Below are 20,515 nucleotides of genomic sequence, written 5' to 3' on the forward strand. Positions count from 1 at the left end.
GGTGGGACTCGAAGGGGCAGCCGGGAGGCGGGCGCACGCTCGCTGTGTTCCTCGGTCGCTCACTCCGTTCGCTCCCTGCGGTACTTACTTCGCCTGCGCCCGCCTCCCGGCTGGGGCTTCGGTGGTGTCCGCTGCCGACCTGCTATCAGCTATTTATAAGCGATCGACGACAGCCCGAGCCGGATATTTTTAAAACAGCCCCGGACTCGCGAGCAGCCCCGCGGTGACGATGAGCCCCACGGAGACGGCGGACGCGCCGTAGAGGAACGGCTTGGCGTCGCGGGCGGGCTCGCGGAGCTTGTCGGCGTCGAGCCCGTCGGTCAGCTTCGAACCGCCGACCTCGACGAGCCCGGTGCCGACGAACCACAGCGCGAGCATCGTCAACACGAGGTGGCCGCGGGGCGTCCCCGTCAGTCCCTCGAACGTGTACAGCGTCCCGGCCATGTGGCCGCCGGAGAGGACGAACGCGACCGCGCTGACCCGGGTGATCCAGCGCAGCCGACCGACGACCGAGCCGAGCGCTTCGGTGCCGATGTCGCCGCGGAGCGCCGGGGGAAGCACTGCGAGGGTGACGAACAGCACGCTGCCGACCCAGAGGACGGCGAAGCCGACGTGGACCGACCACATCACGGGATTGAGAGCGTCCATACCACCGGAACGGGCCCGTCCCACTTATAAACCGGCGAGACGGGAACGACGGTTGGTTGCGTCGGAGAGGGTTTTTTAAATATCTCGCATGTGTAGCCGCCGGTAATGGCTCTACTCCAGAAGCTCAAGGAGAAACTCGGATTCGGGAGCGGTTCGGGCGAGCGCACGTCCGGCGAGACGGAAGTGACGGTGGAGCGCGAATCGGAGCCGGCGGCCGAGGCGTCGGCGGCCGCGGAGTCCGACGGCGAATCGACCGACGACGAAGCGACCGACGACGAGCCGGCTGACTCGGCGGCGAACGAGGCCGAGTCGGAGAACGGCGAGGCCGACACCGACGTCGAAGCGGCCGACGAGGAACCGGTCGCCGCGGAGACGGAGGCCGCCGCCTCGACCGAGTCGCTCGTCGACGAGGGAGCGACTGCGACCGAGGAAGATGCGACTGCGGCCGACGAGGCGGCCGAGCAGGCGGAGGCCGCGGCGGGCGAGGAGGACGAAGTCGCGGTCGACGACGACGATCGCGGCCCGAGCGTCGAAGAGATCAAGGGCATCGGCCCGGCGTACGCCGAGCGCCTCGCGGAGATCGGCATCGAGACGGTCGACGACCTCGCCGGCGCGGACGCCGCCGCGGTCGCCGAGGGGACGAGCGTCGGCGAGAGCCGCGCCGCGACGTGGATCGAGCGCGCGAGCGAGTTCTGAGGGCGGGTCGGGTTCGGGCGACCGCAACTGTTTCGTCGCCCCCGCCGAACGGAGTCCCATGAGGCGAACGGCACACACCGACCGGGAGCGGTTCCGCGCGGTCGCGGCCGCGGCGCCGGACGGCGCGCGAGTCCCGGTCGAGCTTCGGGTCGGCGTCGACGACCCCTTCGCGGCCTACCGGCGGGCGCGAGACGGTCCCGGCGGCGTCTTCTACGAGACGACCGGCGGCCAGTCCGGGTGGGGGTACTTCGGCGTCGACCCGGTCGAGCGGCTGACGGTCTCCGCCGAGGCGGTCGTCGCGAACGCTGACCCGACGCCCTCCGGCGACCCGGCGCGCTCCGGCGACGGAGACGGAACCGGGGCCGCCGGCGACTACCGGCGCCCGTCTCCCTCGCTGGCGGCGCTGGAGGGTCTCCTCGACGGCGAGTCCCTGGCTCGCGGCGACTGCGAGGTGCCGTACCCGTGCGGCGCGTTCGGCTGGCTCTCCTACGACGTCGCCCGCGAACTGGAGGCGTTCCCGCCCGCGGCGCCCGAGGGCCCGGGCGCGGTCGACGACCGCGGGCTCCCGCGGCTTCAGGCTGCGCTGTTCGACCGGATCGCGGCGTGGGAGTGTCCGGTAGACGGCGACGTCACGCTCCGCGTGACCGCCTGCCCTCGTGTGCCGGCGGGGCTCGACGACGCGGACGCCGACCGCGACGCGCTCGACGCGCTGTTCGACGAGGGAGTCGAGCGGGCCGCGGCGCTGATCGACCGGATCGAGAGCGGCGACCCGAGCTCGGAGCCGGCGCCCGCGCCGACCGCCGAGAGCGCGACCTTCGAGAGCGACGTGGGTCGCGAGGGATACGCCGACGCGGTCCGGCGGGTGAAAGCGTACGTCCGCGAGGGGGACACGTTCCAGGCGAACGTCTCGCAGCGGCTGACGGCGCCGGCCGCGGTTCACCCCGTCGAGGCGTACGACGCGCTCCGCGAGGTGAACCCGGCGCCGTACTCCGGGCTGATCGAGTTCGGCGGCTCGGGTGAGACCGAGGTCGACCGCCCGACCGGCGCCGACCTCGTGAGCGCGAGCCCGGAGCTCCTGCTGTCGCGCGAGCCGACCGACGACCCCGACCGAGGCGCGCGCCTCCTCACCGAGCCGATAGCGGGGACGCGCCCGCGAGGGGAGACGGAGGCGGTGGACGCCGATCTGGAGACCGAGCTGACCGGCAACGAGAAGGAGCGCGCCGAACACGCGATGTTGGTCGATCTGGAGCGCAACGACCTCGGGAAGGTGTCCCGGTTCGGCACGGTCGAGGTGAGCGAGTACCGCCGCGTCGACCGCTACAGCGAGGTGATGCACCTCGTGAGCCTGATCGAGGGGGAGGCCCGCTCGGACGTGGGGCTCGCGGACGCGGTCGCGGCCTGCTTCCCCGGCGGGACGATCACGGGCGCGCCGAAGCCGCGGACGATGGCGATCATCGACGAGCTGGAGCCGACCCGCCGCGGGCCGTACACCGGGTCGATGTTCGCGGTCGGGTTCGACGGTCGCGCGACGCTTTCCATCGTCATCCGGACGCTCGTGCGGCACGCCGCCGAGTACCACCTCCGCGTCGGCGCGGGGATCGTCCACGACTCCGACCCGGGCGCCGAGTACGAGGAGACGCTCGCGAAGGCGCGCGCGCTGGTGAGCGCGGTCGACGAGGCGCTCGCCGCGGGCGGGATGGCGGTCGAGTCCGGGAACGGACGAGCGGCCGAGGGGGCGGCCGAGCGATGACGGGCGACGGCGCGGACGCTGAGAACGCGGCGGACGGCTGGCGTCCCGGCGCGGGCGAGGCCGACGCGCGGGTCCTCGTCGTCGACAACTACGACTCGTTCGCGTACAACCTCGTCCAGTACGTCGGCGAGGTCGCGGGCGCGGTGACGGTGCGGCGCAACGACGCGGTCGATCTGGTGGGGATACGCGCGCTCGACCCGGACGGCGTCGTCGTCTCGCCGGGTCCGGGAACGCCCGCCGAGGCCGGGATCTCGACCGCGATCTTCGACCTCGACCGGCCCGTGTTCGGCGTCTGCCTCGGCCATCAGGCGCTGTGCGCGAGCCGCGGCAGCCGCGTCGGTCACGCACCCGAGGTCGTCCACGGGAAGCCGTCGACGATCACCCACGACGGCGAGGGGGTGTTCGCCGGGCTCCCCGACCGGCTTCGGGTGGGGCGCTACCACTCGCTGTGCGTCGAGCGCGAGGACCTCCCGGACGAGCTGGTCGAGACCGCGCGCACCGAGGACGAACGGGAGGTGGTGATGGGCGTGCGACACCGCGAGAAGCCCCACGTCGGCGTCCAGTTCCACCCGGAGAGCATCCTCACGCCGCGCGGGAAGCGCATGGTCCGGAACTTCGTGGCGGGGTGTGAACGATGAGCGACGCGAGCGATGCGAGCGACGACGCCGGAGAGACTGGCGAGGAGCCGCGCCGTTACCACGTCGACGGCGATCTCGTTCCCGCCGCCGAGGCGACCGTCTCGGTCGAGGACCGCGGGTTCGCCTACGGCGACGCCGCCTTCGAGACGATGCGCGCGTACGGCGGCGAGTGCTTCCGGTGGGACGCGCACGCGGACCGCCTCGCGGACACCTGTGAGACGCTCGGGCTGGACCACGGGATCGCCGACGCGGAGCTGAAACGACGGGTCGACGAGACCCTCGCCGCGAACGACCTCGCGGACGCGTACGTGAAGCTCTCGATAACGCGGGGCGTCCAGCCGGGCACGCTCGACCCCGCCCCCGAGGTCGACCCGACCGTCGTCGTGATCGCGAAGCCGCTCCCGCGGGGCGGCGTCGGGAGCGATCCGGTCCACGACGGCCCCGCGGCGCTCCAGACGACGAAGACGCGCAAGGCCGCGGACCGCGCGATCCGCGCCGCGGCGAAGACGCACAACTACCTCAACGGCATCCTCGCGCGGCTCGAACTGCGGGTGACGGGGGCCGACGAGGCGCTCATGCTCGACCCGGACGGCCACGTCGCCGAGGGCGCGACCTCGAACCTCTTCTTCGTCGACGGGACGGCCCTCAAGACTCCCTCGCTCGACGGGCCGATCCTCCCCGGAGTCACCCGGGCGACCGTGATCGAGATCGCGGAGTCGGAGGGGATCCCAGTCGAGGAGGGGACGTACGCGCCCGACGCCGTGCGCGAGGCCGACGAGGCCTTCCTCACGAACTCGACGTGGGAGATCCGGCCGGTCGCGGCCGTCGACGGCATCGCGGTCGACGGCGACGGCGAGGAGGTCGCTGGGCCGCTCACGACGCTCCTCTCGCGGCTGTTCGACCGGCGGATCGAGGAGGCGCACTACGACGGCGAGCGGCTCTGAGAGCCGGCGGGCATCGGGCGCCGGCGGTCTCCGCTCTCGACCGCCGACGGCACACGGGCGGTGATCACAGCGTTCAAATCGGGCGCACTCCACCGGATCGTATGGACGAGGACCGCCGGATCGCCGGCGTCGACGAGGTGCCCGAGGAGAGCACGCTGCTCGCGACGCTCCGCCCGACCGATCCGGACGCGGTCGACGAGGGGGAGGGCGACCGCGGCGAGAGCGAGGACGGCGGCCCCGAAGTGGAGGCGATCCTCACCCGGGCGGCCGGCGAGGTGCGGGCGTTCCGGAACTACTGCCAGCACTGGACGGACGTGCGCCTCGACAAGGACGACGGGGCGTTCGTGCGCAACGGCGAGGTGTTCTGTCAGAAGCACGGCGCGACGTTCGAGGCCGACGGCGGCTACTGTAACTTCGGCCCCTGCGAGGGCGCCGTCCTCGAATCGGTCGGCGTGACGGTGGCGGACGACGCGGTGTACCTCGACGACGACGCCTACGAGTTCGTCCGGCTCGGTCCCTCCGCCGGGAAGGGCGACGGCAGCGGCTCGCGGATCGACTTCACCGGGAACTGAAGATCTGTAGGGCTCGCCGGGTCAGAACCGCGTCCGACCGCTTCCGCCGCTGGCGTCGTCGCGGCCGAGCGCCTTCTTCAGGAAGTTCATCCAGCGCTTCCGGTCGGCCGCCTCCTGCCGCTTCGCCTCCGTCTCCGGATCGGGCGCGTCGAGCCCCTCTAACGCCTCCAGCGCGCGGTCGATGCCGATAATCGACGCGGCCAGCTCCTCGCCCGCCTCGTAGCTCACCTCGTTCTCCTCGATCGGCTCCAAGCGATCGAGCCGCTCGCGGCGGAGGTTCCGCTTCGCGCGCTCGACGCGGTCGCGCTCGCCGGACGGGACCGAGTCGCGCCGCTTGATCTCGAAGACGAACGACCGCAGGTCGATCGACTCGCCCTGGATCTCGATCGACTCCGGGATGTCGGCGCCGACCGTCGCCGACTCCCGGTTGACTCGCTCCAAGAGCTGTTTCCGCTCGTACTCCTTCACGCCCGTTCGGTAGGGAGCGGGCGCACTTCGCTCCTTCGACCGGAAGGGACGACGTTAACTCCGACGCGCCGCGATCGGACGGTATGGAGTCACTCGAAGCCGAACTCGACGCGGCCCGCGATCTGGAGGTCGCCGAGCTTGCCGACGCCATCGAGTCCATCGGCTTCGAGTGTACGCGCTGTGGCGGCTGCTGTACCGGCTACGCGCCCGACGAGCCCGGAGGTGCGCCCGCGGGAGCGACCGAGGACGGAGCGAGCGGCGACGACAACGGAGTGGGAAGCGCCGAGACCGATGCCGGGTGCCACGGCGGCGCGGACGATCCGTCGGAGGGCGGCACCGACCGCGAGCCGCACACCGCGACGGTCTTTCCGGACGAGGTCCGCCGCGTCGCCGACGCCGCCGAGGACGAGTTCGGCGAGGCGTACGACTGGCGCGACGTCGCCCGGCCGATGCCGTTCGGGCTCGACGAGGGGAGCGACGGCGATCCGACCGGCGAGACGTTCGAATGGGCGCTCGCGACCGACGACTGCGGCGACTGTACCTTCTACGAGGAGTCGGGCGGCGAAGGGGCCTGTACCGTTCACGACGCACGCCCCCTCATCTGTCGGACCTACCCGTTCAGCGTCGCGCTGGAGGGGACGAGCCAGCCGATGGGCGAGGCGGTCGACGAGGCGGGCGTCGTCCGCGCCCACGAGTGCGAGGGGCTCGGCCGCGACATCTCGCGCGACGACGCCGAGGAGCTGGCGGCCGCGCTGAAGAAGCGCGCCGTGCGCGAGCTGGCGGAGGCGATCGGGGTCCGCGACGGCTACGACCCCGCGGCGCGCGATCGGGCCGACGGCGACGTCGTCGTCTTCGACTCCGAGGGACCGAAAGAGGCGGACGGCACCCCGATCGGCGGGGAGTAGCGGTCGGTGCGAGGTGGAACGGAGCCGCGGCGGTCGCGCTCAGACGACGTCCAGCGCCGCGTCCACGTCCGCGCGGATCGCCTCGCGAGCCGCTTCGTCCGGGAGCGTGAGCGGCGGGCGGACGCGCGGGTCAGAGATGTAGCCGCGGTGGGCGGCGGCCACCTTCGTCGCGGGCGCGAAGCCGTGGTCCCCGCACCGGTCGAAAAGCGGCGCGACCGCGCGTCGATGGAGCGTCAGCGCCCGCTCGTCGTCGCCCTCGCGGATCGCCTCGCCGAGTGCGACGAAGACCTCCGGAACGACCTGCGAGAGGGCGTGGATCCCGCCGTCGACGCCGAGGCTCGCGCTCGGGTACAACAGCGCGTCGACGCCCTGGAAGACGGTAAAATCGTCCGGCGTCCGGTCGACGGCCGTGTCGACCGCCGAGACGTCGGCGCTGGTGTCCTTCAGCCCGACGACCGAGTCGCGCTCGGCGACGGCGGCGAGGACGTCCGGGTCGATCGGCTCGCCGACCGTCGACGGGATGTCGTAGAGGTAGATCGGGAGCGGCGCGTTGTCGGCGACCGCGTCGAGAAACGCGCGCTGTCCCGCCGGCGCCGTCGAGTTGTGGTAGTACGGGAGGGTGACCAACCCCGCGTCCGCGCCGGCCGCGTCAGCGGCCCGGAGCCGGTCGAGAACGCCCGAAACGGTCGTGTCCGCGGCGCCCGCTATCACGGGGACGCGGCCGTCGGCCGCCTCGACCGTCGTCTCGACGACGGTCCGGCGCTCCGCGTCGGTGAGGCTGGCGAACTCGCCCGTCGTCCCGCACGGGACCATCCCGTCGAGCCCGGCCTCGACGAGCGCGTCGACGTGGCTCGCGAGCGTGTCGGTGTCGACGTCGCCGTCGCCGTCGAACGGCGTCACGATCGGGGGCGAGACGGCTGCGCGTCGGAACTCCGGAGCTGTCATGGCATCCGATTCGACGGGCCGTGTGAAAGGTCTTGGTTCGGTGGCGGGAGTTTCCGGACGTCGTCGACCGGCGGCGCGCACCTCCGCAAGGCCGAGGCGGCGCTGGTCGGCGCCTTCTTCGGGTGACTGGGAGCATCGCTGCGACTCCGATCGGCGCGATCCCTGACCGTGTTGGCGGTACAACTATACTGGCCCGCGCCTAGCATCCGATGGAGTCTACTATGGAAATCTCCGAGAAGCTCCTCTGTCTGTTCAGCGCGGAAGTTCGCGAGACCGATGACGGCGAGTACGTCGTCGACGTACCGAGTCGCGAGATCGAGGCGGGCTCGCTGGAGCCGGGCGAGACGTACCGCGTCGCGCTCGTCGCCCGGGACGGGTCGACGGAGGGGACGACCGAGGCCGACGCCTCCCCCTCGCGGACCGACGACGGGCCGCAACCCCCGGTCGAGCCCGGCGAGATGCGGTACGTCGAGATCGAGGACCTCGGCAAACAGGGCGACGGGATCGCCCGCGTCGAGCGCGGCTACGTGATCATCGTCCCCGACACGGAGGTCGGCGAGCGCGTGAAGATCGAAGTGACGGAAGTAAAGTCGAACTTCGCCGTCGGCGAAGTCGTCGAAGAGGCGGGCTGAGCGGCGACACTCGTTCCGTTAGCGGTGGGACAGGACGCGTCGAACCCGTTGCGGCGTCACGTCCCGTCCGACACCCGAGCGTCCCAGTACGACACGGAGGCGACGTAGTCGCCGGGGACCGTGTCGCCCGCGAGTTCGTCGAGGACCCGGAACGGCTTCGCGACGGCGCCCGGGAGCTCGCGGTAGAACCCGTACGGCAACACGAAGTCGTGCTCTTCGTTCGCGAGCGTGAGCCCCGCCTCGCCGAGCATGGCGGCGACCTGTCGCTCCGAGTAGAGCCGCGAGCCCATCGGGAGCAGCCAGGTGTACAGTGTCCGCAGGCTGCGGCCGTTGAAGGTGTCGAAGAACACCTGATCGCGGCTGACTCGGCGGAGTTCCTTCGCGAACGGCACCGGGTCGTCCATCAGGTGGAAGAATCGCATCGCGACGACCGTGTCGAAGTGATCGTCCGGAAACGGGAGCCGCGAGGCGTCGCCGCGGAGGAACTCGACGGTGTCGGCGTGGCCGGCGGCGGCGACCTTCTCGCGGGCCTGTTCGAGCATCTCGCGGGAGACGTCGAGCCCGACGACGTCCGCGCCCTGATCGGCGAGCATCGTCGTGAACCGGCCGGTGCCGCAGGCGACCTCCAGCACGCGGTGACCCGGGTCGATGGGGCCCAACGCGGCGAGGACGGCCTCCTTCTCTCGGCGGTCAATGAGCTGCCCGCCGCCCGAAAAGCGGACGTCGTCGTACTCTTCGGCGACCTCGTCGGCCTGGTACCAGTCCTGTCCCTTCACGTTGTCCGTGATGGAGGCCGGACCGACAAAACCGTACTGGATGCGGTCCGGCGACGACCCGGGCGCGGGCGGTCGATGTCGACCCGGCGGTTCCCCGCCGTCAGCCGCTCGTGGCGACGTTCTCGGCGGGAATCTTGACGATCACCCGGGCGCCTTCCTCCTCGTCGTGGTGGGGGTACTCGTCGACGCCGAAGTACCGGCGCGCGAGCTCGTCGATGTGTTCGCGCGCGCCCTCCTCGGTCAGCTCGGCCTCGCCGCGGACGGAGACGTACCGGTACGGGTCGTCGGGGTCGACCACGCTGACGCCGACCTTCTCGGGTTCGCGCGGACGTTCCGCTCCTTCCGCTGCCCGCGGGCGGTGTTCACGAGGACGTGCTCCCGGTTTTCGTGGTCGACCCACACCGGGGTGACGTGCGGGAGGCCGTCCGGCCCGACGGTCGCGAAGTGCGCGTACGACTCGGCTTCGAGGATGTCGACGTGAGACTCCGGTATCACGCGACGAGCTACGCCCTTCCGGCGGAAAACGTGCCTGATAGATCGTCTATGACGGTCGCCCGAGACGTGATATTAACACATTATATTATCACAGGCAGATTCCCCTATATGTAGCCAACCTTTACCACTGGCCGTGGGATTCGTGTGAGACATGAGTACCAGTCCCGCGGAGACCGCTGACCAGGACCGCCTGTCGGAGACCGAGTACCGCGACCGCCTGCGCGAGCTGCCCCCGAGCGCGAAGCTCGTCGCGAAGGTACTGGAGGGGGACGCCCCCCTCTCGCAGGGCGGCCTCGCCGAGGAGTCGCTGTTGCCCGACCGCACCGTCCGCTACGCGCTCAACCGCCTCGAAGAGGAGGGACTCGTCGACTCGCGGTACAGCTTCAAGGACGCGCGCAAACAGGTGTACTACCTGACGGTCTGATTCGCCGCCTGACGCCACCATCGGCGCCTGAAACGACCGATCGAACTCGGCTTCCGTTCGAGGAGCCGGAGCGAACGCACACGTTGCCCTTTTTACCTCCTCGCCCCGATAGCGGGTCGTATGGACCTCTCGGTCGTCGTCCCGACGCTCAACGGTCGGGACCGGTTGGCCGCCTGCCTCGACGCGCTGGCGGCCGCCGCTCCCGACGCCGAGGTGATCGTCGTCAACGGGCCCTCGGCCGACGGCACGACCGGCATGGTTCGCGACCGCGACGACGTCGACGTGCTCGTCGAGATCTCCGACCGGACGGTGAACGTCGCCCGCAACGCCGGGATCGAGGTGGCGAGCGGCGACGCGGTCGCGCTGGTCGACTACGACAACCGGATCGAGCCGGGCTGGCGCGAGGCGGTCGCGAGCGGTCTCGACGCCGCGCCCGTGATTTCGGGACCGGTGACGCCGATCCCGCCGGGCGGGGCGACCGGGGGTGAGACGACCGAATCGGAACGCGAACCGACCGAATCGGAACGCGAACCGACCGAACCGGAGCGCAACCGGATCGCGGGCCGGGACGTCACCTACTTCGAGGGCGGGAACGTCGCGTTCCGGCGAGACGCCTTGCGCGACCTCGACGGCTTCGACGAGTACCTTCGGGTCGGCGGCGCGCGAGACGCCGCCCACCGGCTCGCGCGGATGGACCGCGAGGTCGCGTGGCGGCCGGAGATGGCTGCGCGGAAGGAGCTCCCGACGCCGACCGCCGCGGACGGCGGCCGGAGCGCGCACGAGTGGGGGTGGAAGTACCGGGGGCTCGCCTACCGCCTGCTGAAGAACTACGGCGTCCGGCCGACCGTCCTCCGCCGGACCGGCTCCCACGCGGTCGGCGACGCCCTCGCCGCGGCGAAGGACGTGGTCCGGGGCGAGTCGACGCCGACGCGCTGGGCCGCGACGGGGCGAGACGTGCTGGTCGGGGTCACCGGCGGGGCCTCCGACGGCCTCGTCGCGCGCCGGCGGGACCGGAGCCCCGCGCGGAACCCGAACGGGATCTCGACGCGCGCGGACCGCGCCGTCGCGAAGTACGACCGGCGGAGCGGAGCGACCGACGACGGGGAGGGAACGACCGGCGACAGCGAGGAAGGGGCCGACGATGGAGGGCGCGGAACCGAAGCCGCCGACGAGTGAGCCCCGCGCCTTTTAACCGAAGGGGCGGCCTACGCCCCGACAACGAATGGGACTCACGAAGCGCATCATCCCCTGTATCGACGTCGACCTCGACGACGACGGCGACGCGGCGGTGTACACCGGCGTCAACTTCGAGAACTTGGAGTACACCGGCGACCCGGTCGAGCTCGCGAAGAAGTACAACGAGGCGGGCGCCGACGAGTTCGTCTTCCTCGACATCACCGCCAGCGCGGAGGGGCGCGAGACGATGCTCGACGTCGTCAACGCGGTCGCCGACGAGTGTTTCATCCCCCTGACGGTCGGCGGCGGCATCCGCACCAAGGCCGACATCAAGGAGACCCTGCGCGCCGGCGCGGACAAGGTGTCGATCACGACCGGCGCCTTAGAGCGCCCCGAGCTCATCGAGGAGGGCGCGGCCGCGTTCGGCAGCCAGTGTATCGTCATCTCCGTCGACGCGCGGCGCCGCTACGACGACGCGGGCGAGCACTTCTACGAGGACGAGGACGGCGAGACGGTGTGGTTCGAGTGCACCAAAAAGGGCGGCCGCGAGGGCACCGGGATCGACGCCGTCTCGTGGGCACAGGAGGCCGAAGAGCGCGGCGCCGGCGAGCTGTTCGTCAACTCCATCGACAAGGACGGCACGAAGGACGGGTACGACATCCCCCTGATGAAGGCGGTCGGCGAGGCGGTGTCGACGCCGCTCATCGCCTCCTCCGGCTGCGGGAGCCCCGAGGACATGCACGAGGTGTTCACCGAGGCCAACGCCGACGCCGGGCTCGCGGCCTCCATCTTCCACTTCGGCGACTACTCCATCGAGGAGACGAAGGCGTACCTCGACGAGCGCGGCGTTCCGGTTCGGCGTTAACTACCGCTGTAGTTTGTGTTTTTCAGCGTCTGAAATCAACAGTTATTATCCGACGGAGCGCGAATCGTGACGTATGTCCACGTCCACGTCATCCGCACGTGCTCGCGACGGGTCGCCGGAGCTCGTCTGTAAACGGACCGACGACGGCGACGGCGACGGCGAGGTGACGTTCTTCGAGCGGGACGTCGACCCGGACGAGCGGACCACCCGGTGGATCACGGTCCGCGAGTCCGACTGCGTACCCCGCGACGAGTGGCGATAAAAGCGGTTTTGGCGGTTATTTATAAATCGTTGTTAGCGGAGCGACGAAAAATACCTCCGGAACTCCAGCCGCTCGTTTATAAATAGCAGCCGGTAGATCAACGGCGAACACCTCCAAAGCCCCAGCCGCGCTCGACTCCCACAGCTCGCTGCGGTCCTCGGTCGCGACGCTCCCTGCGGTCCTTGCGTCGCTGGGGTTCGTCGAGCGCGGCTGCCCCTTTGAGTCCCGCCCCTCACAGCACCGCAGCCTCACACCTCCCCAGCCTCGTCGCGCGTGCGACTCACGCCCTGCGGGCGCTCGTCGGCACGCGCCGACCGCAGCCTGGTCGTTTATAAATAGCGTCGCAGTCCGCTCAGTCGTCATCCGCGGCGGCCTGATCGGCGAACTGCGGGAGTTCGTCGTCGAGCAGCGCGTTCGTCGCCAGCCGGATCGCGTGCGGCCACCCGAGCGGGGTCGCGCTGTCGGGCGTCCCGTCGTCGAAGAGCTGCTCGGGGAGGTACGTCGTCGGTTCGCACAGCGAGCCGCCGGGCGAGACGTGCGAGAGCAGATCGCGGGCGCGCTCGACCATCTCGGCGGCGCGCGGGTCGTCGTGGGCCGCGAGCAGCGCGGCGAGCTCCGCGCAGGCGTTCGCGCCCCACGCCGTCGAGACGGTCCACACCTTCTCCGAGAGCTGGTCCGTCTGCCGCCAGCCGTCCCCCTCGTACCGGATCAGGCCGGTGATGTCGTCGGTCTCGTGATGGAGGCCGTCGACCACCGTCTCGACGTGGGAGACCAGCCGGTCGAGGCGCTCGTCGTCGACCGCGCCGCCGTCCCCCTCGCCGAGCGCGTCGAACGAGCGGTGCGCGGCCGCGAGCGCCAGCGTGGCGGAGTCGAGCCGGTCGTCGAACCCGCCATCGACCGTCTCCCGGACCGCGTAACAGCCGCGCTCGGGCACCCACAGGTCGTCGAGCGCGTCGTACACCTCCCGCGCGCGGTCGCGAGCGTGACCGGCGAGGTCCTCGGGCAGCGACGCGGCGCCCGGCACGTCCTCGGGGTCGTCGAGCGCGCCGACGGCGAGCCCCTCGCCGTGCCGCCCGAGCTCGCTGTAGGCCTCCAGAAACGTCGCGGCGGTGTGCGTGAACCGCCCCGCCGAGTCCTCCCACGCGTTCTGGCAGACGACCGGGCGACCGTCCGGTTCGAGCGTGCGGTCGAGCCCCGCGAGCGCGGCGACGAGCGTGCGGTCGAGACCGTCGACGCCGACGCCGGCCGCGCGCGCCCGAGAGAGGTAGGCGACGACGCTGCCGGTCTGGTCGGCCTGGTAGTCCACGTCCGGCCCGTCCTCGATGCGGGCGTTCGCCCAGCCGGGCGCGAGCGCGCCGTTCCGGGGCCACACCCGGTGGGGCCACGAGCCGTCGGGGCGCTGCGTGTCGACGTACATCCGCGCCGAGCGGGCGTGCCAGTCGCCGAGGTCGACGCCGACCGCGTCGACCGCGCCGAGCAGGAACCCGGATATCTCCGCGTCGTCGCGGAACCACGTGTAGCCGTAGCCGCCGGAGTGTTCGTAGTACGGGTCGAAGTCGGGGCCCGCGATCCGGAGCCCGGACGGGGCGGACAACAGCGAGAGGACGCGTAGGTCCGCCACGACCGACTCGCGGGCGGGCACCGACTCGGGCACCGTCGGGAGCGCGTCGGCGGCCGCGTCCGCGAGCGCGTCGACGCCGTCGAGGTCGCCGAAGAGCGTGTCCAGCCGCTCGCGGGCCGCCTCGCGGTCGGTCTCGGAGCGGTCCGTCAACAGCGTCGCGACGGTCGCGACCCCGTCTTCGAACGGCGCGTCGGCGATCACTTCGCCCGAGAGGCGCTCCTCCTCGTAGCGGTCGCCGTCGCGGTCGCGCGGGAGGTCGGTGGGGTCGTCGTCGAGCAGTTCGGGGAACGTCGTCGGGAGCTGGCCGCGGAGGTCCGCGAAGCCGGTCGCGCTCGCGAGGAAGTCGTGCTCGTCGGCGTGGTACACCTCGACGGCGTCGTCGTACCGGAGCTGTCCCACCCGGTCGTCGCGGCCGTCCGGCGCGAAGCGCGCGTAGACGACGAGCGAGGCGTCCGCGGGGTCGACGGCGGCGTCCGAGCCGGGACCTTCGCCGTCCGCGTCATCGAACTCGACCGACGCACGGGTGAGGTGCGCGTCGCCGAGCGTGACGTCGTGGCGCGTCACCGTCGCGCGCGGCGTCTCGTGGACCGTCTCGACCAGCGCCGTGTCGCCGACGTACCGCTGGGTCGTCTCGGCCTCGTCGAGCCACGCCACCTCGTCGCCGACCGCGAGGCCGAGCCGGGACCGGACGAGCCCGGTCCGGCCGGTGAGCGGGTAGCCGAAGTCGCGGAGTTCGCCGTCGTCGCCGACGTGGACGAGCCGACCGTCGCCGCCCGAAAACCGGCCGGAGACGGTGCGCCGCTCGCCGGGGAAGCGCGTCCCCTCGCCGGCGTGGCGCTTGTAGTCGTCGAGCGCGTCGCGGAGCTGCATTATGCGAGTACACGCCGCCGCACGGTATGAACCTTTGGTGTAATTATTGTTCACTCGTTTCGCAAACGGAAACGCTCAAAGCGCGGCGCGACGAGGGACGGGGCGTGCACGAACCCGGCCCCCCGCGAACGACGAGCGTCGGCGAGCCCGTCGAGCTCGCGCCGCGCTCGCCCGACCCCGACGGAACGTACCGGTGGACCGTCCGCGCCGCGCCGCCCGACAGCGACCTCGCCGCCGGAGACGGCCCGGACCCGGGCGCGACCGGGCCCCCGAGCACGGCGACCGCGGCCAGTTCGGACGCCACAGCCGCGGCGGCGGTGCTGCGCGCGGGCGAGACGGGCCGCGACGACGACCCCGTCGTCCACCTCGACCCGGACGTCCCCGGCACCTACGTCCTCGCGCTCGACGCGCCGGACGGCGTCCACCGCCAGCGCGTGCGCGTCTTCCCCGACGAGCGGCGCGAGGCGGAGATCCGCGTCCCGGCCGCGGACCTCGCGTCCGACGGCCCCGCGGGCGGGGCCGAGGCCGACCGCGTCTCTCTGCTGTGGCACCTCAACGAGAACCGGCTCGCGCTCGACCGCGCCGAGCGCGACGGCGACGAGTGGGTCGCGTCGGTGCGCGTCCCTCCCGGTCGACACGGCTTCGGCCTCGTCCCCGACGGCGACCGCTCGGCGGCGTACCACGGGGACTGCGAGGTGCCCGGTCCCGGTCGCCCCCGGCTCTCGCTGGACGCGACGGTCGTCGAAGCCGACGAACCGGCGGAGAGCGACCGACTGCGCCTGACCGCCGCGGTCGAGGCCGCCCCCGATATCGACGACGTCGAGCGCGGCGGCGACCCGGACGCGCTCGACGCGACGTTCCTCGTCGACGACCGCGACGCCGACCCGGAGGCGGTCGCGGCGATCGAGTCGCGCGCGGACGGCCGGACGCTCTCGGTCCCGCTCGACGAACTCCGCGGCGACGGGGTCGACGACGCGGTCCGGATCCACGCCGTCCCCCGCGGCGAGCGGTACGGGGCGGCGGAGACGGTCCGAATCGAGACTGGCGAGACCGAGACTGGCGAGACTGCGGGGCGCAACGCGACCGAACCGGGCGGATCGGTCGCGGTGAGCGATCCGAATCCGACGCCGGAGTGGGCCGAGTCGCCGACGATCTACGAGGTCTTCGTCCGCTCGTTCGCGGGCGACACGCTGCCGACGACGTTCCGGGAGATCGAGCGCCGCGTCGAGTACCTCGACCACCTCGGCGTCGACGCGCTCTGGCTCACGCCCGTCCTCGCCTCGCCGACGGAACACGGCTACCACGTCACCGACTACTACGACACCGCGACCGATCTCGGCTCGCGCGAATCGTTCGAGTCGCTCGTCGAGGCGTGTCACGACGCCGGAATTCGTGTGGTCTTCGACCTGGTGATCAACCACACCTCCCGCGACCACCCCGCCTTCCAGCTCCACTCCGCGGGGGTGGACGCCTACGCCGACCACTACCGGCGGGCCGACGCCGCGGGCGACGTGACCGGGATCGACTGGGCCGAGCTCGGCGACGGAGACATCCCCGACTACTACTTCGAGTGGGGCCGCATCCCGAACCTCAACTACGACAGCCCGGCGGTCCGCGCGTGGCTGCTCGACGTGGTCGACGAATGGGCCGGGGTCGTCGACGGCTTCCGCGCCGACGTGGCGTGGGGCGTCCCGCACAGCTTCTGGAAGGAGGTCGCCGACCGCGTCCCGGACGACACCCTCCTGCTCGACGAGACGCTGCCCCACGACCCGTTCTACGGCGAGGGGGAGTTCCACCGGCACTACGACACCTCCCTCTACGAGACGCTCCGGGCGATCGGCGCCGGCGACGAGCCGGCGGACGCGGTCGAGACCGCGCTCGCGCACGGCGAGTGGCTCGGCTTCGACGACCCCGCTTCCCAGATGCGCTACGTCGAGAACCACGACGAGGACCGCTACCTCGCCGAACACGGCCGCGACGCGCTCCGGGCGGCCGCGGCGGTGACGTTCACGCTGCCGGGCGCGCCGATGATCTACGCCGGGCAGGAGCGCGGCAACGAGACGTACCGAGGGCCGATCCGGTGGCACGACGGCGACAACGATCTCACCGAGTTCCATCGCCGGCTGGCCGCGCTGCGCGAGGCCGAACCGCTCCTCCGTGACGGGACGGTCGCGTTCGACGGTCGCGCCGCCGACGTGCGCGTCGTCGAGGGCGACGCCGAGCGCGTGGTCGCCTACGAGCGTCCCCCTGCGGCCGAGGCGAGCGGCGACGCCGAGACGGGCGACAGCGCGGCCGACGCGGACGCCGACGGCGACCCCCTCCTCGTCGTCGTCAACTTCGCCGCGGAGCCGGCGACGGTGGCCGTCCCCTGCTCGGTCGGGACGGACCTGTTCGGCGACGCCGACGCGGTCGACCGCGACCGTGATGCCGGCGCCGGCCGCGACGGCGAGAGCCTGCTCGCGGTCGACGCCGTCGCCGTCCTTCGGTAGAGGGGCTCGCGGCCGACCCGTTCCGAGGCGGCGACCCCGCCCGGTACCGACCCTTATAAGTGTCGCTCGGAAGAGGCGTGCGTATGGACGACCGGACGCTGACCGACCTCCTCCGTCGCTTCGGGCTCTCCGACAAGGAGGTCGACACCTATCTCAGTCTGCTGGAACACGGCGAGGCGAAGGCGAGCACCGTCGCCGACGCGGCGGGCGTCTCGAAGCGGTACGTCTACAGCGTGAGCGAGTCGCTGGCGGAACGCGGCTTCGTCGAGGTGAACGACCACGTTGTGCCGACGACGATCCGCGCGAACCCGCCCGACGAGGTGATAGACCGGCTCCGCTCCGACGTCGACGCGATGCGGCCCGGGTTGGCGGAGCGGTACTCCCGCGTGGAGCGGCAGGCCGAGCAGTTCGAGGTGATCAAATCGCAGGTCACCGTGATCAAACGGATTCAGTCGCTGCTCGCCGACGCCGAAAGCGAGGTCGCGCTGTCGATCACCGCCAAGCAGCTCCCCGAGGTGAAGGAGGCGCTCGTCGACGCGGTCGACCGCGGCGTGCTCGTCTTGCTCGTCGTCTCCGACGCCGACGCCGACCTCGACGCGGACGACCCCGCGCTGTCGGGCGTCGCGAACGTCGTCCGGACGTGGCGCGAGGCGATGCCGACGCTGCTCACCGTCGACTCGGCCGCGGGCGTCGTCGCCCCGCCCGAACTGCTCCGCCAGTCGACGACCGATCGACAGGCGATCGCCTTCTCGCAGGAGCAGCTCGCGCCCGTGATCGTCGGCTCGTTCCTCGGGAACTACTGGCCCGCCGCGACCGAGCTCGCGGTCGCCGACTCGGCGCCGCTCCCGGCCGAGTACACCGACTTCAGACACACCGTCCTTCAGGCGACGCTGCGGCTCCGCGCCGGCGACCCGCCGCGCGTGACCGTCGGCGGTCGGTGGACCGACGACGACGAGCCCGCCGAGCTCGTCGGCCGCGTCGTCGAGACGAGACAGGGGATGGTGGAGCCGACGAACAACGAGTTCCCGGTCGAGCACTCGCTCGTCGTCGAGACGGACGACGGCGAGGTCACCGTCGGCGGACAGGGGGCGTTCGTCGAGGACGTCGAGGCCGAGCTCGTCCGGATCGAGGCGGGCGGAGAGTAAGGCGGCGATACCGTGATATCCGTCGTTTGAGGCGCCGACGCGACGTATTTTAGTCTCTCGTCGGTCGCGGCACCGACGCGACGGCGTTCAGTGCCCCGGCGGAACCGACGCGGCCGACGGACCGCCGTCGATGGCGGAAGCGTCCGGGTCGATCCTGAACCGCCAGTCCGATCCGGTCGCGTCGCCTCTCCCCGCGAGGAGGGTGACCCCCGCGAGTCGGCCCCGCGAATCCCGACGGCACACCTCCAGCGCCACCGGGAGCGTCGGGACCCGACCGTCGGTGGGCGACAGCGCGTACCCGGAGGTCCGGACCGTCGCGTCGTCGTTCGCGGTTCCCGGTTCGGGGGCGGGTCGACCGTCCTCGACGCGCTCGTACTCCTCGACGAGACCGACGGCCGCGAGGCGGTCGAACGCCGCGGACACCGGATCGGCGGCGGACGGCTCCGACGGGTCGGGGAGGCGCTCCGCGGCGTCCGCCAACACCGCCGCCTGCGCCGCCGGATCGAGGTGTCGGTCGAGCGCGACCGCCATCGCTTCGAGCAGGCACAGACAGAGTTCGTCGGGGTCGGTGACCCGCTCGGCGAGCGAGAAGTACGCCTCCATGACCACCGACTCGACGCGGTCGTGACCGCCGGCGGAAAGCGCCTCGAACGTCGCCGCGGCCGCCGCGTGACAGAACTCGACGCGGTCGCGGGCCCGTCCGCGCCCCCCGCCAGCGGGTCGGCGGTCTGTCGGGCCGTCGTCGCCCGTCGGGCCGTCGTCGCCCGTCGGTCCGTCGTCGCCAATCGACCCGTCGTCACCCGTCGCCCCGTCGTCGTTGCTGCGCCGGCGGCGTCCGGCGGTGTCCACGATCCGACCCGTCAGCTCGTCCGGCACGGGCTCGCCCTCGTCCGGGGCGAACGTCGGGGACCCGTCGCTCCGTGCCGTCGCCCCCGACGGCGGCTCCGCGAACTCCTGTCTGGCGACGACGTCGTAGAAGGGGAGCTCGGGGTCGTACCGGCGGAGCGCGTCCCGGTACTGCTCCGTCGCCCGGGCCGCCGCGCGGGCGGTCTCGCGGCTATCGAAGCGCAGCCCCGCCGCCGGCACGGGGCGGTCGCCGTACCGCGCACAGACGAGCGAGAACTCGCCGTCCTCGCTCGCGAGCGATTCGATGTGGGTCGCGATGTCGAGCAGCGTCGTTCCGATCACAGGTTTTCTCTGGGCGTCGGGTCGGTCACTCTTCGAGGCTCGGGTGCGTCTCCTGCGGGTCCGGGTGCGGCTCGGCGAACCGTTTTCGGGTCGCGTCGAGCGCATCCGCCTCGCGCTCCTCGCGCTCGTCGGCGTCGATCTCCTCGCAGCCCGGGGGCACGTCGCGGCCGCGGTCGGTGAAGTACCCCTCGGGCGCGACCCAGTCGTGGTAGAACGGCTCGTCGGACTCCTCTAACAGCGTCACGGCGACCTCGGCGCCGTGACCGGCACACACCGCGGCCTGATGGGGTTTGCGAGCGAGTCGTCCAGCGGCGTACAACCCGTCGACCCCGGTCCGACCGCGCTCGTCTGCGTCGACGTACGCCTTCCCGCGGTCGACGATCCCGACGCCGTCGACGCCGTCGAGGTAGCCGACCTCGTTCTTCGTCGCGGCGACGACGTGTCGCGCGCGGATTCGGTCGCCGCCGTCGGTGACGACGACGAAGCGGGCGCCGTCGGCCGGGTCGGCTGGCGCGTCGGCCGCGTCTCCGTCTGCGTCTGCGTCTCCGTCGCCGTCCGCGTCGAGGTGTTCGACCCGCGTGACCCGGGCGTCCAAGCGGTCCGCGCCGGCGACCTCCGCCTGTTCGCCGAGCAGGTCGAGCAGGCGGCGCGCGTCGACGCCGAGCGGGAAGCCGGGGAAGTTCTCCAAGCGCGCGTTCCGGCGGAGGATCGAGCCGCCCGGGTCGACGACGAGCGTGTCGAGTCCCTGCCGGGCGGTGTAGACGGCCGCCGAGAGCCCGGCGACCCCGCCGCCGACCACGGCCACGTCGCGCGCGGCGGTCGGTTCGTCTGTCATCGGCCGAACACCCGTCGGTTCCGGCGGCGGGGATCGGTCGCCCGCGTCTCGGTCTGGTCCATACTCGCCGGCAGGGGCGCGGTGAGGTAGGAGCTTCGGTCGCGCGTCGCGCTCGGTCCCGGCGGTCGGTCGGCCGCCGGTCGAACGGTCGACGGTCGAACGGTCGACGGT

20 protein-coding genes and 1 pseudogene are annotated in these 20,515 nt (G+C 72.0%); 13 read left to right on the top strand and 8 right to left on the bottom strand.

Annotated elements, in window-relative coordinates:
* Positions 1–189: 189 nt before the first annotated feature.
* Positions 190–648, bottom strand: a complete 459-nt coding sequence (locus tag EXE46_RS13890) for a CopD family protein (RefSeq protein WP_137688978.1) — start codon at positions 646–648, stop codon at positions 190–192.
* Between the two features lie 105 nt (positions 649–753).
* Here EXE46_RS13890 and EXE46_RS13895 point away from each other — a divergent pair, with 105 nt between their 5' ends.
* The 5 genes from EXE46_RS13895 to EXE46_RS13915 all read left to right on the top strand — a co-directional run bounded on the left by EXE46_RS13895 (position 754) and on the right by EXE46_RS13915 (position 5,248).
* Complete coding sequence (locus EXE46_RS13895) at positions 754–1,344, top strand: helix-hairpin-helix domain-containing protein (protein ID WP_137688979.1); 591 nt, start codon at positions 754–756, stop codon at positions 1,342–1,344.
* A 58-nt stretch (positions 1,345–1,402) separates the two neighbouring features.
* Positions 1,403–3,094 (top strand): anthranilate synthase component I family protein, encoded by a 1,692-nt coding sequence (locus EXE46_RS13900; protein WP_137688980.1) that lies wholly within the window; start codon positions 1,403–1,405, stop codon positions 3,092–3,094.
* Positions 3,091–3,732 (top strand): aminodeoxychorismate/anthranilate synthase component II, encoded by a 642-nt coding sequence (locus EXE46_RS13905; protein ID WP_137688981.1) that lies wholly within the window; start codon positions 3,091–3,093, stop codon positions 3,730–3,732. Before EXE46_RS13900 ends, EXE46_RS13905 begins: the two co-directional genes overlap by 4 nt.
* Positions 3,729–4,676 carry an aminotransferase class IV gene (locus EXE46_RS13910; protein WP_137688982.1) on the top strand — a complete coding sequence of 316 codons (948 nt, stop codon included), beginning with the start codon at positions 3,729–3,731 and terminating at the stop codon, positions 4,674–4,676. Before EXE46_RS13905 ends, EXE46_RS13910 begins: the two co-directional genes overlap by 4 nt.
* A gap of 101 nt (positions 4,677–4,777) precedes the next feature.
* Entirely contained in the window at positions 4,778–5,248 is a 471-nt protein-coding gene (locus EXE46_RS13915) for a Rieske 2Fe-2S domain-containing protein (protein ID WP_137688983.1), read from the top strand.
* A gap of 21 nt (positions 5,249–5,269) precedes the next feature.
* Here the strand turns inward: EXE46_RS13915 and EXE46_RS13920 are convergent, their stop codons facing one another.
* Positions 5,270–5,716, bottom strand: coding sequence for a DUF5788 family protein (locus EXE46_RS13920; protein WP_137688984.1), 447 nt, complete (start codon positions 5,714–5,716; stop codon positions 5,270–5,272).
* 83 nt (positions 5,717–5,799) lie between these two features.
* On the opposite strand from EXE46_RS13920, the gene EXE46_RS13925 reads away from it, so the two are divergent.
* Positions 5,800–6,621 carry a YkgJ family cysteine cluster protein gene (locus EXE46_RS13925; RefSeq protein ID WP_137688985.1) on the top strand — a complete coding sequence of 274 codons (822 nt, stop codon included), beginning with the start codon at positions 5,800–5,802 and terminating at the stop codon, positions 6,619–6,621.
* Between the two features lie 39 nt (positions 6,622–6,660).
* Here the strand turns inward: EXE46_RS13925 and EXE46_RS13930 are convergent, their stop codons facing one another.
* Positions 6,661–7,566, bottom strand: a complete 906-nt coding sequence (locus EXE46_RS13930) for a dihydrodipicolinate synthase family protein (RefSeq protein ID WP_137688986.1) — start codon at positions 7,564–7,566, stop codon at positions 6,661–6,663.
* A gap of 221 nt (positions 7,567–7,787) precedes the next feature.
* On the opposite strand from EXE46_RS13930, the gene EXE46_RS13935 reads away from it, so the two are divergent.
* Positions 7,788–8,198 (top strand): TRAM domain-containing protein, encoded by a 411-nt coding sequence (locus EXE46_RS13935; RefSeq protein WP_137688987.1) that lies wholly within the window; start codon positions 7,788–7,790, stop codon positions 8,196–8,198.
* Between the two features lie 56 nt (positions 8,199–8,254).
* Here EXE46_RS13935 and EXE46_RS13940 read toward each other — a convergent pair whose 3' ends face one another.
* Together EXE46_RS13940 and EXE46_RS13945 are read right to left on the bottom strand one after the other, a co-directional pair.
* Positions 8,255–8,974 (bottom strand): class I SAM-dependent methyltransferase, encoded by a 720-nt coding sequence (locus tag EXE46_RS13940; protein WP_137688988.1) that lies wholly within the window; start codon positions 8,972–8,974, stop codon positions 8,255–8,257.
* A gap of 100 nt (positions 8,975–9,074) precedes the next feature.
* Positions 9,075–9,469 (bottom strand): annotated as a pseudogene (locus EXE46_RS13945) (PPOX class F420-dependent oxidoreductase).
* A gap of 151 nt (positions 9,470–9,620) precedes the next feature.
* Between EXE46_RS13945 and EXE46_RS13950 the strand changes: the two are divergent.
* The 4 genes from EXE46_RS13950 to EXE46_RS13965 all read left to right on the top strand — a co-directional run bounded on the left by EXE46_RS13950 (position 9,621) and on the right by EXE46_RS13965 (position 12,196).
* Positions 9,621–9,893 (top strand): helix-turn-helix domain-containing protein, encoded by a 273-nt coding sequence (locus tag EXE46_RS13950; protein WP_137688989.1) that lies wholly within the window; start codon positions 9,621–9,623, stop codon positions 9,891–9,893.
* A gap of 120 nt (positions 9,894–10,013) precedes the next feature.
* A complete protein-coding gene (locus tag EXE46_RS13955) occupies positions 10,014–11,069 on the top strand; it encodes a glycosyltransferase (RefSeq protein ID WP_137688990.1) in 1,056 nt (351 codons plus the stop codon).
* A 46-nt stretch (positions 11,070–11,115) separates the two neighbouring features.
* Positions 11,116–11,934: an imidazole glycerol phosphate synthase subunit HisF gene (gene hisF, locus EXE46_RS13960; protein WP_137688991.1), complete on the top strand. Its 819-nt coding sequence runs from the start codon at positions 11,116–11,118 to the stop codon at positions 11,932–11,934.
* Positions 11,935–12,007: 73 nt separating this feature from the next.
* Positions 12,008–12,196 (top strand): hypothetical protein, encoded by a 189-nt coding sequence (locus EXE46_RS13965; protein ID WP_137688992.1) that lies wholly within the window; start codon positions 12,008–12,010, stop codon positions 12,194–12,196.
* Positions 12,197–12,548: 352 nt separating this feature from the next.
* Here EXE46_RS13965 and EXE46_RS13975 read toward each other — a convergent pair whose 3' ends face one another.
* Positions 12,549–14,687, bottom strand: a complete 2,139-nt coding sequence (locus EXE46_RS13975; RefSeq protein WP_137688994.1) for a glucan 1,4-alpha-glucosidase — start codon at positions 14,685–14,687, stop codon at positions 12,549–12,551.
* A 104-nt stretch (positions 14,688–14,791) separates the two neighbouring features.
* Here EXE46_RS13975 and EXE46_RS13980 point away from each other — a divergent pair, with 104 nt between their 5' ends.
* Together EXE46_RS13980 and EXE46_RS13985 are read left to right on the top strand one after the other, a co-directional pair.
* Positions 14,792–17,176: an alpha-amylase family glycosyl hydrolase gene (locus tag EXE46_RS13980; RefSeq protein ID WP_137688995.1), complete on the top strand. Its 2,385-nt coding sequence runs from the start codon at positions 14,792–14,794 to the stop codon at positions 17,174–17,176.
* Positions 17,177–17,259: 83 nt separating this feature from the next.
* Positions 17,260–18,321 (top strand): TrmB family transcriptional regulator sugar-binding domain-containing protein, encoded by a 1,062-nt coding sequence (locus EXE46_RS13985; protein ID WP_137688996.1) that lies wholly within the window; start codon positions 17,260–17,262, stop codon positions 18,319–18,321.
* A gap of 87 nt (positions 18,322–18,408) precedes the next feature.
* On the opposite strand, the gene EXE46_RS13990 is transcribed toward EXE46_RS13985, so the two are convergent.
* The gene (locus tag EXE46_RS13990; RefSeq protein ID WP_137688997.1) at positions 18,409–19,509 is read right to left on the bottom strand and encodes a hypothetical protein; all 1,101 of its coding nucleotides are present in this window, start codon (positions 19,507–19,509) and stop codon (positions 18,409–18,411) included.
* Positions 19,510–19,534: 25 nt separating this feature from the next.
* Positions 19,535–20,344 carry an FAD-dependent oxidoreductase gene (locus EXE46_RS13995; protein ID WP_137688998.1) on the bottom strand — a complete coding sequence of 270 codons (810 nt, stop codon included), beginning with the start codon at positions 20,342–20,344 and terminating at the stop codon, positions 19,535–19,537.
* Between the last annotated feature and the right edge of the window lie 171 nt (positions 20,345–20,515).

Origin of the sequence: Halorubrum sp. GN11_10-6_MGM (genome assembly GCF_005435165.1) — an archaeon.
GTDB lineage: Archaea > Halobacteriota > Halobacteria > Halobacteriales > Haloferacaceae > Halorubrum.

Excerpts from the sequence above, each read along its gene's own strand:
- EXE46_RS13890 (WP_137688978.1), bottom strand. The coding sequence starts at position 648 with ATGGACGCTCTCAATCCCGTGATGTGGTCGGTCCACGTCGGCTTCGCC.
- EXE46_RS13965 (WP_137688992.1), top strand. The coding sequence starts at position 12,008 with ATGTCCACGTCCACGTCATCCGCACGTGCTCGCGACGGGTCGCCGGAG.
- EXE46_RS13975 (WP_137688994.1), bottom strand. The coding sequence starts at position 14,687 with ATGCAGCTCCGCGACGCGCTCGACGACTACAAGCGCCACGCCGGCGAG.
- EXE46_RS13955 (WP_137688990.1), top strand. The coding sequence starts at position 10,014 with ATGGACCTCTCGGTCGTCGTCCCGACGCTCAACGGTCGGGACCGGTTG.
- EXE46_RS13935 (WP_137688987.1), top strand. The coding sequence starts at position 7,788 with ATGGAAATCTCCGAGAAGCTCCTCTGTCTGTTCAGCGCGGAAGTTCGC.
- EXE46_RS13930 (WP_137688986.1), bottom strand. The coding sequence starts at position 7,566 with ATGACAGCTCCGGAGTTCCGACGCGCAGCCGTCTCGCCCCCGATCGTG.
- EXE46_RS13950 (WP_137688989.1), top strand. The coding sequence starts at position 9,621 with ATGAGTACCAGTCCCGCGGAGACCGCTGACCAGGACCGCCTGTCGGAG.
- EXE46_RS13925 (WP_137688985.1), top strand. The coding sequence starts at position 5,800 with ATGGAGTCACTCGAAGCCGAACTCGACGCGGCCCGCGATCTGGAGGTC.
- EXE46_RS13910 (WP_137688982.1), top strand. The coding sequence starts at position 3,729 with ATGAGCGACGCGAGCGATGCGAGCGACGACGCCGGAGAGACTGGCGAG.
- EXE46_RS13900 (WP_137688980.1), top strand. The coding sequence starts at position 1,403 with ATGAGGCGAACGGCACACACCGACCGGGAGCGGTTCCGCGCGGTCGCG.
- EXE46_RS13905 (WP_137688981.1), top strand. The coding sequence starts at position 3,091 with ATGACGGGCGACGGCGCGGACGCTGAGAACGCGGCGGACGGCTGGCGT.
- EXE46_RS13985 (WP_137688996.1), top strand. The coding sequence starts at position 17,260 with ATGGACGACCGGACGCTGACCGACCTCCTCCGTCGCTTCGGGCTCTCC.
- hisF (WP_137688991.1), top strand. The coding sequence starts at position 11,116 with ATGGGACTCACGAAGCGCATCATCCCCTGTATCGACGTCGACCTCGAC.
- EXE46_RS13895 (WP_137688979.1), top strand. The coding sequence starts at position 754 with ATGGCTCTACTCCAGAAGCTCAAGGAGAAACTCGGATTCGGGAGCGGT.
- EXE46_RS13995 (WP_137688998.1), bottom strand. The coding sequence starts at position 20,344 with ATGACAGACGAACCGACCGCCGCGCGCGACGTGGCCGTGGTCGGCGGC.
- EXE46_RS13915 (WP_137688983.1), top strand. The coding sequence starts at position 4,778 with ATGGACGAGGACCGCCGGATCGCCGGCGTCGACGAGGTGCCCGAGGAG.